The sequence below is a fragment of the Bacillus licheniformis DSM 13 = ATCC 14580 genome, assembly GCF_000011645.1.
Classification (GTDB): domain Bacteria; phylum Bacillota; class Bacilli; order Bacillales; family Bacillaceae; genus Bacillus; species Bacillus licheniformis.
Genome location: NC_006270.3, coordinates 4,022,999 through 4,036,974, shown reverse-complemented (window position 1 = coordinate 4,036,974; position 13,976 = coordinate 4,022,999). Strand labels below are relative to the sequence as shown.

Genomic DNA, 13,976 nt, shown 5'->3' with positions numbered 1-13,976 from the left:
CTATCTACATGAGTTTTTCCGCAGAACTTCGCCGCGAGGCAGACCCTATTTTTGAAGCCATTTTTGAGCATCCGTTTGTACTGGGGCTGGCGTCCGGGAGGCTGGAAAAGGAGCAGCTTATTCATTATGTAAAGCAAGATTACGAGTATTTGAATGCCTTTATTCAAATCTACGGAATTGCGATTTCCAAGTGTCAAAATCGAAAAGATATGGAAATGTTTCATGAGCAGATTTCATTTGTGCTAGACAGCGAAGTGCACCCGCACAAAAACCTGTGCCGGGCCGCTGGGGTGGAGTACGAAACTCTGCAGGGCTATCCGCTTGCGCCTTCCGCCCATCATTATGTCCGCCATATGCTGACGGCGGCGCACGAAGGTACGCTGGGAGAGATATTAGCCGTCTTGCTGCCTTGTCCATGGACATATTGGGAGATCGGAAAAAAACTGATGAAGGACGTTCAGCCTGATCCATCGCATCCATTTTATGACTGGATCTGTTTTTACGGAAACAGAACGGATTCAATCACGACAAAGTTTTGCGCCCGCCTGGATGAATGGGCCGAAACAGCGGGCAAGGCTGAAAAAGAAAAAATGAAGGAGCTCTTTTTGCAAAGCTGTCAGCTTGAATACGGCTTTTGGGAGATGGCTTATACGGTTGAAGATTGGCCTGTGGAAATGGGGGCGGTGAGACGATGAATTGGAACATGAAAGAAGTCGTCATGACAGTCATCTTGTCTGTGGCATGCGGCGTCATTTATTTAGGGTGGTCTACCTTGTGGATCCCTGTTTCAGCTATCGTCGGGCCCGTCGGAGCGAACTTTATGTTCGGCATATGGGTGATCGCCAGCCCGATTGTCGCTTATATCATCCGTAAACCGGGTGCGGCGCTGATTGCCGAGACGGCAGCTGCGGCGGTCGAACTGCTGACCGGAAGCCATTTTGGGCTTTCAGCATTATTAATCGGTGTGTTCCAGGGAGCCGGTGCGGAAATCGCGTTTGCGATCTTTCGCTATAAGCGCTATAACTTGTTTACCCTTATGCTTTCCGGTGCGCTAGCCGCGGTGGGGAGCGCGACATACAGCCTGATGGCAAACGGTTTTGCCTACTATACGACGCAAACGCTGATATTGACGCTTATCATCCAAATCATCAGCGGCATTGTACTCGGCGGCTGGCTGGCAAAAGCCGTTGTCGAAGCGCTTGCGAAAACGGGAGTCCTGAACCAGTATGAGATCATGAAAGAACACCGGAAGAAGGATGATGCCGATGCGTTCATTTCTCGGATGCAGTAACCTTTCCGTCCGTTTTTATCATCGTCCTGAAACAGTCTTGGACCGGGTCTCGCTGTCGATTGAGCAGGGAGAAAAAGTGCTGATACTCGGGCCGAGCGGAAGCGGAAAATCGACGCTGTTGTCCGTGCTTTCCGGCATCATTCCTGAACATATCGAAGCTGAAGTCACAGGCGAGGTCAACCGCAGAAAGAGCGCCGGCGTTATGTTTCAGGATCCGGATTCGCAGTTTTGCATGCTTCATGTTGATGAGGAAATCGCGTTTAGCCTTGAAAATCGATCCGTTCCGCCAAAAGATATGGACCGCATCATCTCGGAGCTGATGGAGCTGGTCGGTTTAAAGATAGATAAGAAAACGCCGATCGAAACCTTGTCAGGCGGTATGAAGCAGAGGCTGGCATTAGCGTGCCTGCTCGCTTTGGAGCCTGAAGTGCTGTTTTTTGATGAGCCGACGGCGCAGCTGGACCCGGCCAGCCGGCAAGACATCTTTGCCTTGCTCCGCGACGTTTCCCGAAAAAGCGGACAGACGATGGTGTTCGTCGAACACGTGCTGGACGGCTGTATCGAGTGGATGGACCGAGTCATCCTTTTCAATGAAAAGGGACAGATCATCGCTGATGGAAAGCCGGAAGAAATCGTCAAACATTTTCAGCCGGAAATGAAAGCGGCAGGCATCTGGCAGCCCAAACTGTACCCCGCAGTATGGGAAGATGTTACCACACAAGATGATCATCCGCTCGCCGTCAAGCTCTCTTCTACATTGAAAATGAAAGAGGAGGAAGCGAAAAACAGGCCGTCAGCAGACAGGGACATATTGATCCGCACAGAGGACGCGGCGATCGGCTATCGGAAAAAGATCGTTGCCGACGGCATCAACCTGGAGATTCCAAGAGGGGAATGGATTTCCGTCATCGGCGGGAACGGCAGCGGAAAGAGTACGTTTTTAAAAAGTCTGATCAGGCTTGAAGCGGTCAAAAAAGGGCGCATTTATCTGGAGGGCCGGGAGCTGAAGAAATGGTCCGATCGTACGCTTTACGAGAAGGCCGGCTTTGTCTTTCAAAACCCCGAGCTTCAATTTATTCGGGACACGGTGTTTGACGAGATCGCGTTCGGAGCGAGACAGCGGAGCTGGCCGGAGGAGCAGGTCGAAAGGAAAACGGCTGAATTGCTGCAGGAATTCGGACTTGATGGTCATCAAAAAGCGCATCCCTTTACATTAAGCCTTGGGCAGAAACGGCGTTTAAGCGTTGCGACGATGCTTTTGTTTGACCAGGATTTGCTGCTGCTTGACGAGCCGACATTCGGTCAGGACGAAAAGACGGCAAAAGAATTGATCAAGCGCTTAAAGGAGCGGCAGGAACGGGGAACGACGATTGTGATGGTGACGCATGACATGGACATCGTAGACGAGCACTCCGACCGGGTCATCGTATTTCATCAAGGGAAAGCGGCATATCAAGGAACGCCGTATCAATTGTTCTCTGACCAAGACCTGGTCCGCCGCTTTTCATTGATACCGCCGCTTCACTACCGGTTCATGCACGAAAGAAAGGAGAGGGTTCCCGTATGAAAAGCAATGGTTCACTTCTTTCGGCATTGAACCCGAGCGCCAAGCTCTTTTCCCACCTCCTGGTCATGTGCATTCTCATGTTTGTTTCAAATCCGAAACCGACTTTTTTCATTTGGCTGTTTGCGGTTGTCATCGGGATTTTTTTCGGGGGATGGACTTTGTCTTATTTAAGTAAACGGCTGCTGCCTTATCTTATTTTTTTTATTCTCGTATTTTGGATGATGGCCGCTTTTGGGAAAGGCGAGGAAACGATTTGGGAATGGGCCTGGTTCCGCGTTACCGAGGAAAGCGTCGGCAATGGGCTGACAATCGCGCTGCGGATGCTCGGCTTTGTCACATACGGTCTCTTGTTTACGTCAACAACCGATTTGACGCAGTTTATTATGAGCCTGATTCATCAATGCAGATTGTCGCCTAAATGGGCTTATGGCTTGCTGGCCGGCTTCCGTTTTGTCCCGCTTTTTCAGTCGGAGCTTTCGCAAATGAAGGCGGCGCACAAAATCAGGGGCTATAAGCAAAAAAACAGCTGGAAGGCGTTTATTCGCTATGCGCTGCCGTTGTTTTCGCAAGGCATCCGCAAATCGGAAAGAATCGCCGTTGCCATGGAAGCGAGAGGGTTTACCGGTACAAAAGACCGCACCTACTATCAAACAGCGGGGCTTTCCGGAAAAGACTTCGTATATTTTGCGGGTCTGGCATCAGTCGCAGCGGGGATTTTGCTCACTTTTTAAGAAGGTTTTTTACAGGGCCGCCTTGCGGCTCTTTTTTTATAAACCCGGGTACAGGCGGGCATTCTGTAAAATGCAAACATTTCGGACGTTGACTGAAATATATTGACCTAGGCCAAAAAGGTTGTACAATCAATGTGTACCATTTGAAAAAAGAAGTATAAAAAAATCCCCTTAAAAGATGGGAGTGGCGCGATGTGAAAATTGCCAAAGTGATCAACAACAATGTGATCAGTGTTTTAAATGAACAGGGTCAGGAATTAGTGGTCATGGGCAGGGGAATCGCTTTTCAAAAAAAGCCTGGCGAAGCGGTGGATGAATCGAGAATCGAGAAGATTTTCAGGCTTGATAATAAAGATGTATCAGAAAGGTTTAAGACGCTGTTGGACGAAATTCCAATTGAATTTATGGAAATGTCTGAAGAAATTATCTCCTATGCGAAATTAAAGCTCGGCAAAAAGCTGAATGACAGCATTTATGTCTCGCTGACCGACCATATTCATTTCGCCGTCGAACGGCATAAAAAGGGACTGGATATTAAAAATGCCCTGCTTTGGGAGACGAAACGGCTGTATAAAGATGAGTTCGCCATCGGCAAAGAGGCGCTGGCCATCATTGAAAAGAAGACGGGGACAGCTCTTCCGGAGGATGAAGCCGCCTTTATCGCGCTCCATATCGTAAACGCCGAGCTGAATGAAGAAATGCCGAACATCGTCAATATTACGAAAGTCATGCAGGAGATTTTAAGCATCGTCAAGTATCACTTTCATATCGAATTTGACGAAGAATCGCTTCACTATTACCGCTTCATTACCCATTTGAAATTTTTCGCCCAGCGGCTGTTCAGCGGAACCTATATGGAAAGCCGGGACGACTTTTTATTTGAAACCGTCAAAAATAAGTACCGGGACGCTTATGTTTGTACAAATAAAATCAGGCAGTATATCGAAAAAGAATACGGTCATCAGCTGACAAACGAAGAGCTTCTGTATTTGACGATTCATATCGAGCGAGTCGTTCATCAAAAATAGAGGATGATATCAAATGAAAGCGTTGACAATTGGATAAATGTATGCTACTTTTTACTTACATCAACTTATACAGGTTGTTAGGATTGTTACTGATGATGCAGGCAAAACCTAAATGACTGTGAAGGGGGACTCTTATGCCCTTGTTTTTCATAGTGATTTAGGTTTTTTTATTTTCATATTGTCTTAAGTGGGATTGTTACTGTTCGGCAGGCAAAACCTAAACTAAGCCTTCTTTGTACAGGCTTTAGTTTAGGTTTTTTATTTTTTAACAGCTTGATAGGGCTTTACGAGAGACAGGAGATGATCAACGATGAATGTTCAATCAATGGCAAAAGAAATTCTGGCGCGCGTCGGCGGGGAGAAGAACGTTGTATCGCTAGTCCATTGCGCGACAAGGCTCCGCTTCAAACTGAAAGACCGTTCCAAAGCAGACAGAGAAGCGCTTGAAAATACGGATGGCGTGGTAACCGTGGTGGAGAGCGGCGGGCAATTTCAAGTCGTTATCGGCAATAACGTTCCTGAAGTATATAAAGAAATCGGCCGGATCTCTCAACTGTTGGAAAGTTCTGCGGCCGATCACAGTCAAAAAGAGAAAGGAAGCCTCGCCGGTAGATTAGTAGATGTCGTATCCAGCATTTTCACTCCGCTGCTCGGCGTCATGGCGGGAGCGGGGATTTTAAAAGGCCTGCTTTTGATTTGCACAAACGCCGGCTGGCTCTCGCCGGAAGAGACGACATATACGATTCTATACGCGGCAGCCGACAGCCTGTTTTATTTCCTGCCTTTGCTGCTCGCCGTTACGGCCGCCAAAAAATTCGGAGCGAACCCGTTCATAGCGCTGACGATTGCCGGAGCGCTGATCTATCCGACGATACTCGAACTGAAAAACAGCGGCGCCCATACGGAGTTTTTCGGCATTCCGGTCGTCTTGATGAATTATACGTCGACCGTTATCCCGATTATCCTTGCGGTATTTGTGATGAGCTATCTTGAAAGATTATGTATGCGCTTTATTCATGAAAGCGTGAAGAACTTTATCACCCCTTTATTATGCCTGACGGTGATGGTGCCGTTAACTTTGATCGTATTCGGACCGCTCGGCGTTTACACAGGAAACGGGATCGCGGCGGCGATTCTGTCCGTTTTTGATTTCAGCCCGATTCTGGCAGGAGCGATTATTGCGGCCTTATGGCAAATCCTTGTCATCTTCGGGATTCACTGGGGGATCGTCCCTGTCATTTTGAACAACATTGCCGTCCACGGCAAGGACTACATTAAGCCGGCGACGGCAGCCGCCGTGTTTGCCCAAACAGGAGCCGCATTTGGCGTCATGCTGAAGACGAAAAACAAGAAGCTGAAAGCATTGGCAGGATCAGCTGCCGTTACCGGGATATTCGGGATTACAGAGCCGGCCGTCTACGGGGTGACGCTCAGGCTGAAAAAGCCGTTTGTATGCGGTGTCATCAGCGCGGCGGCAGGCGGAGCCATTATCGGATACTCCGGCAGCGTCGCCCTCGCTTCCGGCGCTCCGGGCTTGTTGACGATTCCGATTTTTTACGGACCGGGCTTTCTCGGCTTCATCATCGGCATTTCAGTTTCATTTGTTTTATCGATTTTGCTCACTTACATTGTCGGCTTTGACGACCCTGTGGAGGTGACAAAAGAGGAGCCTGTTGAAAAAAGCGCCGGTGAACCGATTTACAGCCCTTTGCAAGGAGAAGTCCTGCCGTTAACAGAAGTATCAGATAAAGTGTTCGCATCGGGGGCGCTTGGAGAGGGAATCGCGGTGGTTCCGTCAAAAGGCGTTGTCACCGCCCCTGCGGACGGCATCGTGACAACGGCATTTCCGACGGGTCACGCATACGGCATAACGACCGAAAGCGGAGCCGAGATTTTGATTCATATTGGAATGGACACAGTCAGGCTCGAAGGAAAGCACTTCAATCCTAAAGCCGTGCAGGGGCAAAATGTGAAACGGGGTGATATACTCGCAGAATTCGATCTGGACGCTTTGAAAGAAGAAGGGTTTGACGTGAAAACGCCGATCATCGTTACAAATTCCGGTCAATACACGGATGTCATTCCAACGGATCAAAAAAAGGTGAAAACTGAAGAACGGATCATCACTTTAATTTCATCACCAAGGGAGGAAAATAATCATGAAATATAAAACATTAGCTCAATTTCCGAAAGATTTTTTGTGGGGCGCGTCTACTTCCGCTTATCAAGTGGAAGGCGCTTGGGACGAAGATGGAAAAGGGCCTTCTGTCATCGATGCGCGCGAAAGCTACCCGGAAGGGACAACCGATTTTAAAGTCGCAAGCGACCATTACCAGCGCTATAAAGAAGATATCGCTTTATTTGCGGAAATGGGCTTCAAAGCGTACCGTTTTTCGATTGCCTGGACGCGCATCATTCCGGACGGGGACGGTGATATTAATCCGAAGGGAATCGAATTTTACAGCCGTTTGATCGATGAACTTCTAAAGTATGGAATCGAACCAATTGTTACGATGTACCACTTTGATCTGCCGAATGCTTTGCAGAAAAAAGGCGGCTGGTCGGACAGGGCCACGATTGATGCTTTTGAAAAGTATGCGAAGGTCCTTTTTGAAAGCTACGGTGACCGCGTCAAATACTGGCTGACCATCAATGAGCAAAATATGATGATCCTCCACGGATCTGCACTCGGTACACTCGATCCGAACTTGGAAAATCCGAAAAAAGAGCTTTATCAGCAAAACCATCACATGCTCGTCGCACAGGCGAAAGCGATCAAGCTTTGCCATGAGATGCTGCCGGAAGCAAAAATCGGTCCTGCGCCGAATATTGCGCTCATCTATCCCGCTTCTTCGAAACCGGAGGACGTGCTGGCGGCTTTTAACTATAATGCGATCCGAAACTGGCTTTACTTGGATATGGCCGTATTCGGACGGTACAATACAACAGCGTGGGCATATATGAAAGAAAAAGGCTGCACACCGGTCATCGCTGAAGGGGATATGGACATTCTGCGGTCGGCCAAGCCGGATTTTATCGCGTTTAACTACTATACATCGCAAACGGCTGAAGCAAGCAGGGGTGATGGCAGCGACACGGCTGCTCGAGGCGGAGACCAGCATTTGCAGACGGGAGAAGAAGGCGTATATAGGGGAAGCAGCAATCCGCACCTAAAGAAAAACGCATTTGGCTGGGAGATCGACCCTGTCGGTTTCCGTTCGACGCTGCGCGAAATTTACGACCGCTACCAGCTGCCGCTGATCGTCACTGAGAACGGCCTCGGCGCGTTTGATCAGCTTGAAGACGGAGATGTCGTAAATGACGATTACCGCATCGATTATTTAAAAGAGCATATCAAGCAAATTCAGCTGGCAATCACGGATGGAGTCGATGTTTTCGGCTACTCCCCATGGTCTGCCATCGACTTAATTTCGACCCATCAAGGCTGTTCAAAACGCTACGGATTTATTTATGTGAACCGCGATGAATTTGATTTGAAAGACTTGCGCCGCATTCGCAAAAAAAGCTTTTACTGGTATAAAAACCTGATTGCTACAAACGGCGAAACACTCGATTAAACAAAGAAAGAGGATGTTCAGATGATCTCTGAATATCCTCTTTTTTGGTTTGAAAATGCTCATTTTAAAATTTGCAGAAAATTTTAAAAATATGAATGTAAATATCTTTAAAGCGTGTTACATTCGAAACGGAACGAACAACAATGATGGAAAGGAAGAAAGAACCTATGAAATTCAAAATCGAAACACTTCCAAACTACCGCATTGCATATATGCGCCGAGTTGGTCCATACGGCCCCGCCAACATTGAGGTAATGGAAAGATTAAAAAAATGGGCTAAGAAAAAAGATCTTCTTGAATCCGCCATTCTGTTTGCGATTCCACAAGATAACCCGAAAACAACGCCTCCTGATCATTGTCGATTTGATGCTTGTATTGTGATACCGCATGATTATCAAGTCGATGATACCGTTTTTGAAGGCGAAATTTCCGGCGGACAATACCTTATTTACGAGGTTGAACATACAGCAGAAGCTATTCAAAAAGCATATTCAGATATTTTCTCATCTCTGCAAAACAAATACCAATTGGACAATAGGCCAATCATGGAAAAATACGTTGGTGATATGGTGAACAGTCCGTATTGCGAAATATGTGTGCCCTTAAAATCGGTTTAATTCGTTTTTTTGTGTAGTTGTCACACAAAACTTTGAATCTATAAAAAGAGTTTAACCCGCCGACAGAAAGGGTAAATCATAAAATAGCATTCCAGATCAGCTACATAGGGAATAAAAATGAGGAGGGATGACAAGTGAATAACAATGATGGCCGCCGCAAAGTCAATGGGCACAGCAAGGATCAACAACTCGAACAGTACCGGTCTGACAACAGGGGCAAAAAAATGACGACGAACCAAGGTTTGCGCGTATCTGAAGACGAGCACTCCTTAAAAGCAGGCGTGCGCGGTCCGACGCTGATGGAGGACTTTCATTTCCGTGAAAAAATGACCCATTTTGACCATGAACGGATTCCGGAGCGAGTCGTTCATGCGAGGGGGTTTGGCGCGCATGGCTATTTTCAGGTTTACGAGCCGATGACGGAGTATACGAAAGCAAAGTTTCTTCAAGATCCGTCAGTGAAAACACCGGTGTTTGTCAGGTTCTCGACTGTCGCCGGTTCCAGGGGCTCGGGTGACACTGTACGCGATGTCAGAGGATTTGCGACAAAGTTTTATACAGAAGAAGGGAACTATGATCTTGTCGGCAACAACATCCCCGTTTTCTTCATTCAGGATGCCATCAAGTTCCCTGACCTGGTGCACGCCTTTAAACCGGAACCGAACAACGAAATGCCGCAGGCTTCTACGGCGCACGATACGTTTTGGGACTTTGTCGCCAACAATGAAGAAACGGCCCACATGATCATGTGAGCAATGTCTGACAGGGCGATTCCGCGAAGCTACAGGATGATGGAAGGCTTCGGCGTTCATACGTTCAGGTTTGTAAACGAAGAAGGCAAGGCGCACTTTGTTAAATTTCACTGGAAGCCCGTCCTCGGCGTCCATTCGCTCGTCTGGGACGAAGCGCAGACAATCGCCGGAAAAGATCCCGACTATCACCGCCGCGATCTGTGGGAAGCGATCGAAAGAGGCGATGAAGTGGAGTATGAGCTCGGCGTGCAAATGATTGACGAAGAAGACGAGTTCAAGTTTGACTTCGATATCCTTGACCCGACAAAGCTTTGGCCGGAAGAAATCGTCCCTGTCAAAATCATCGGCAAAATGACGCTGAATCGAAACCAGGATAACGTTTTTGCGGAAACCGAACAGGCCGCTTTCCATCCGGGCCATGTTGTGCCGGGGATCGATTTCACAAACGATCCGCTATTGCAAGGCCGGCTCTTTTCTTATACGGACACACAGCTGATCCGATTGGGAGGTCCGAACTTTCACGAAATTCCAATCAACCGCCCGGTCTGTCCGTTCCATAACAACCAGTATGACGGCTATCACAGGATGACGATTAACAAAGGGCCTGTCGCTTATCATAAAAATTCGCTTCAAAACAACGATCCGGCGCCTGCTTCAGAAGAAGAAGGCGGATATGTGCACTACGAGGAAAAAGTCGAGGGCAAAAAAATCCGCCAGCGCAGCGAAAGCTTTAACGACCACTATTCGCAAGCGAAGCTGTTTTGGAACAGCATGTCCCCCGTTGAAAAAGAACATATCATTTCGGCGTTCCGCTTTGAAGTCGGAAAGGTCAAAAGCAAGGACGTCCGCCGCCAAGTCGTTCATATGTTTAACCGGGTTGACGGGGAGCTTGCCAAGCAAATCGCTGCGGGTGTAGGCGTAGAGCCCCCTGAAAAAGACGAAGGCTCCAACGTGACGTTCAAATCCCCTGCGCTCAGCCAGGAGAATACGGTGAAACTGCCGCAGACAAGGACAGTCGCCATTTTAGCAGAACAAGGTTTTGATGATGAAGACTTGAGCCGTGTGTTGAAAGAATTCAAAAAAGCCGGCATCATTCCGGACATCGTCAGCTCGGCACTCGGAGTAATCGAAGGGGCCGGCGGCACAGAAATTGAAGTCGGAAACACTTTGCAGACGGTCGATTCTGTGCTGTACGATGCCGTTTATATTCCGGGCGGCCAAGAAAGCATAGAACGCCTGAAATTGCATAAAGCCGCATCGGATTTTGTCAATGAAGCATTCGGACATTATAAAGCGGTCGGAGCCGCAGGCGAAGGGGTCGATCTCCTGCTGTCCGCCGCCGGGGCCCACGCGGCTTCACAGCCGGGCATTATCACCTCTCGTGGTGATAAGAACAAAGACGACTTCGGCAAAAAGCTGGTCGAAGCGATCAGCGGGCACCGCCATTGGGATAGGCAAGTTTAATAATAAAGCAGGCAGGCTAGATGCCTGCCCTTTTAATCTATTTTTCTACCAAACAAACAGCCCGACAATCCCCGCGCTCAACAGCGACACTGCTATTCCGCTGACGAGGAGCTTCCACACATTTCTTCCGATAATCGCCGATTTTTCTCCGTTAAATAAGGAATTGTACGTTCCATAGATCATCCCGATCGTACTGAAGTTGGCAAACGACGTCAAAAATGTTGTGGCCACGGCGGCTGTATGGGGTGAAATCGCGTCTAGCTGCGTTTTTAAATCCATCATCGCGACGAATTCGTTTGTGGCGAGTTTCATGCCCATCAGCTGTGCAACATACATCGCGTCGCCCGGCGCCAGTCCAAGCAGGAATGCGAACGGACTGAAGATATAAGAAAAGATCTTTTGAATCGTCAAACCGTCTACGATCAAGCCCAAAATACCGTTCAAACATGAGGTTAAAGCGACATATCCGATGACCATGGCGAGAATGACGATGACCATATTCATTCCGACCATCATGCTGTTTGAAATCGTTGAGAAAAAGTCCTTTTTCTCTTCTTTTGGCGGTACGTAAATAATGTCTTCATCCTTAGTGACTTCCACCGGGTTTAAAATGCTGGCCAAGATCAACGCATTTAAGCAGTTTAGCGGGATGGCGGTAAATACGTATGTCGCAGGAACCATCGTTAAATAAGAACCGAGAATCGATCCGCTGATGCTGCTCATGCTCATAATGCCGAACGTCAGCAGGCGGTTATCCTTTAATACAGCCAATTGCCCGCGAATGACGGCGAGCGCTTCAGTATTGCCCAGAAACATCATTTGAATCGAAAAGAAACTTTCTAATTTAGGAAGGCGTGAGACTTTCGAAATTACCCAGCCGATCTTATCAATCATCCATGTTAAAATTCCGAAATAAGCCAGTATATCAAAAAATGTCACAACAAAAATAATCGGCAGCAAGGCGCTGAAGAAAAAGTCAACGGTTTCATTGCCCATCACGGACGGAAAGGCAAAAGCGATGCCGTCGCTTGCACAAGCGATCAGCCACGAAAAGAAAGAGGCGATCAGGTTGATGGCCCATCCGCCGATTTTTGTCCCAAGCATAAACCACGTCACCAAAAGCTCAACGATGAAAAGGGAGAGAATCGGCCTCCATTTTACGCTTTTCTTTCGCGGGGAACAAAAATAAATTACAGACATGACAATGAAAATGCCTAAAATATTAATGAGAAAATACATGATGCCAACTCCCGAATGTTTTTTGAAAATAAAAAAGCTCTTATTTTTCATGGGTTCCGATAAAGAAAGCATGAAAAATAAGAGCAAATGAAAAATAGATATATTGTTTGCGCAATACACTTTTTACATGATCAAATCTATTCAAACTTCCTTGTAGTCTGGCGATTTACGGTTGCCAGGTAGAAACAATCAGACCCTATTACTGATTATATACAAGAAGTGGGCTTCTATTATTTTGACTGTATTTTATCTCGAGATTGTGTAAAATTCAAGCTAAAAATATATTTTCACATTTCAAATGAAGTCATGTCTAGGAGAGGGTCAGGGCGCTTGTTGCTTAGTCTTTGAAAGCCGGATTTTCAAGCGGGAAAAATGATTGAAGTGACGATGCACAGAACAACAGACGAAAAATTGAAAGTGATAAAATTCTTTTTATTAGAGGAGAATCGTAAGCGATCGCGCTTTATATCTTCATGATGCCGCCTATTATGGCGGTTTTTTTGAGAAACTTTATCTGGAAGTTCCCGTAAGTATGATGAATCGTTTCAGTGCTAAGGCCTCACTGTAACATACTAATGACACCGACAAACCTTGCGTAATGAGCGAACATTAAATCAAAAGTCTCTGAATTTAAATAGGCAAAATTTCGCGGTGCTTTAGTTCGTTGAATGAAATGATACCTTTTTGCTATGATTTTCCTATGTTTTTACAACTTGTATGTATGTCCAATTTCAGAGAAAAAGAGGGATAATGAATTATGCTGTTAAAAAAGAACTATCTTCCTGTCGGCAGTGTTGTCGGCTTATATAATGATTCAAGGCGTCTGCTCGTCATCGGCCGGCAAATGTTTTCTGAAACAAATCACGTGATCAGAGATTATGCAGCTGTCGACTATCCAAATGGATTTACCGATCCAAAAGAGCAGCTTGTTCTATTTAATAAACAGGACATAGAAGTGGTATACCATTACGGGTATGTTGATCAAAAAGAATTGCAGCTTGATGAACTGCTAACAGAAGCTGAAGCAGGAAAAAAAGAAAATAAGGAGCAATGACGATGGGACATTTTCGCTTCAACAAAGAACTTTCACACAAGGCAGCGGGAACCATTAGTCAGCTGGAAAACGCCTTTATCCATGTATTTGAGAACATGGTGTTTTTTCGTGAAGAATTAGACCGGCACAGCGGAAAAGCCGCAGCAGCGCTGCAGAAAAAAATGAGCGACAACATCAACTTTTTCAGTAAAGCAAGCAGCTGTTTATTATATTTTGCAGACAGTGTACGCTGTTTTGCAAAAGCGGTCGAACTGACGGACGAATCCGACAAGCCGGCCAATGTTCAGCCGCAGTCGAGATCAGAAAGAAACCATACGTTTTCGGCTGAAAGAGTTCAAAGTGAAATTAAAGTAAACGGTGAATCGTTACACCAGGCAACCGGAAAGTTTGAATCAAATCTATCTACACTTGATGAAGTTTTGCACCATTTTGACACAATGCTCAGAGAAATGATGTATGAAACAGAATTTCCGTGGGAAAAATTCGATGACGTCTGGTCTGATGCAAAGTCGCACATCAACTCAATCATGACGGAGCTTAAAAAAAGAGTCAAAGAACTTTCGGCAAATGCTAAAAACATCGTTAAGGAATTAAAGCGCGTCGATAACATAATCTCACAGCAACTGCAAAGAGTGAAATGATGGAAGGGAAACAG

The 13,976-nt window shown here is 46.7% G+C and carries 11 protein-coding genes, 1 pseudogene and 1 riboswitch; of the genes and pseudogenes, 11 read left to right on the top strand and 1 reads right to left on the bottom strand.

What is annotated here, in order from left to right:
- The first annotated feature begins 8 nt into the window (after positions 1–8).
- The 9 genes and pseudogenes from tenA to TRNA_RS42145 all read left to right on the top strand — a co-directional run bounded on the left by tenA (position 9) and on the right by TRNA_RS42145 (position 11,028).
- Positions 9–695, top strand: a complete 687-nt coding sequence (gene tenA / locus TRNA_RS42185; RefSeq protein ID WP_009329941.1) for a thiaminase II — start codon at positions 9–11, stop codon at positions 693–695.
- A complete protein-coding gene (locus tag TRNA_RS42180) occupies positions 692–1,291 on the top strand; it encodes an ECF transporter S component (RefSeq protein ID WP_003186510.1) in 600 nt (199 codons plus the stop codon). Before tenA ends, TRNA_RS42180 begins: the two co-directional genes overlap by 4 nt.
- On the top strand, positions 1,266–2,858 hold the full coding sequence (locus TRNA_RS42175; RefSeq protein ID WP_003186508.1) for an ABC transporter ATP-binding protein: 1,593 nt from the start codon (positions 1,266–1,268) through the stop codon (positions 2,856–2,858). The genes TRNA_RS42180 and TRNA_RS42175 overlap by 26 nt, the downstream gene beginning before the upstream one ends.
- A complete protein-coding gene (locus tag TRNA_RS42170) occupies positions 2,855–3,589 on the top strand; it encodes an energy-coupling factor transporter transmembrane component T family protein (RefSeq protein WP_003186507.1) in 735 nt (244 codons plus the stop codon). The genes TRNA_RS42175 and TRNA_RS42170 overlap by 4 nt, the downstream gene beginning before the upstream one ends.
- A 194-nt stretch (positions 3,590–3,783) precedes the next feature.
- Positions 3,784–4,617: a BglG family transcription antiterminator LicT gene (gene licT, locus TRNA_RS42165; RefSeq protein ID WP_003186505.1), complete on the top strand. Its 834-nt coding sequence runs from the start codon at positions 3,784–3,786 to the stop codon at positions 4,615–4,617.
- Positions 4,618–4,927: 310 nt separating this feature from the next.
- A complete protein-coding gene (locus TRNA_RS42160) occupies positions 4,928–6,787 on the top strand; it encodes a PTS beta-glucoside transporter subunit IIBCA (protein WP_009329930.1) in 1,860 nt (619 codons plus the stop codon).
- Positions 6,777–8,195 (top strand): glycoside hydrolase family 1 protein, encoded by a 1,419-nt coding sequence (locus TRNA_RS42155; RefSeq protein ID WP_009329928.1) that lies wholly within the window; start codon positions 6,777–6,779, stop codon positions 8,193–8,195. The genes TRNA_RS42160 and TRNA_RS42155 overlap by 11 nt, the downstream gene beginning before the upstream one ends.
- A gap of 167 nt (positions 8,196–8,362) precedes the next feature.
- Positions 8,363–8,812 (top strand): AraC family transcriptional regulator, encoded by a 450-nt coding sequence (locus tag TRNA_RS42150; protein ID WP_009329926.1) that lies wholly within the window; start codon positions 8,363–8,365, stop codon positions 8,810–8,812.
- Between the two features lie 134 nt (positions 8,813–8,946).
- Positions 8,947–11,028: pseudogene (locus TRNA_RS42145) on the top strand (catalase).
- 45 nt (positions 11,029–11,073) lie between these two features.
- On the opposite strand, the gene TRNA_RS42140 reads toward TRNA_RS42145, so the two are convergent.
- Positions 11,074–12,267: a nucleoside transporter C-terminal domain-containing protein gene (locus tag TRNA_RS42140; protein WP_003186496.1), complete on the bottom strand. Its 1,194-nt coding sequence runs from the start codon at positions 12,265–12,267 to the stop codon at positions 11,074–11,076.
- Between the two features lie 134 nt (positions 12,268–12,401).
- Positions 12,402–12,503: riboswitch (purine riboswitch) on the bottom strand.
- A 521-nt stretch (positions 12,504–13,024) separates the two neighbouring features.
- Here TRNA_RS42140 and TRNA_RS42135 point away from each other — a divergent pair.
- The gene (locus TRNA_RS42135; protein ID WP_009329922.1) at positions 13,025–13,321 is read left to right on the top strand and encodes a DUF4176 domain-containing protein; all 297 of its coding nucleotides are present in this window, start codon (positions 13,025–13,027) and stop codon (positions 13,319–13,321) included.
- Positions 13,322–13,323: 2 nt separating this feature from the next.
- Positions 13,324–13,962 carry a hypothetical protein gene (locus TRNA_RS42130; RefSeq protein ID WP_009329919.1) on the top strand — a complete coding sequence of 213 codons (639 nt, stop codon included), beginning with the start codon at positions 13,324–13,326 and terminating at the stop codon, positions 13,960–13,962.
- Positions 13,963–13,976: the final 14 nt, after the last annotated feature.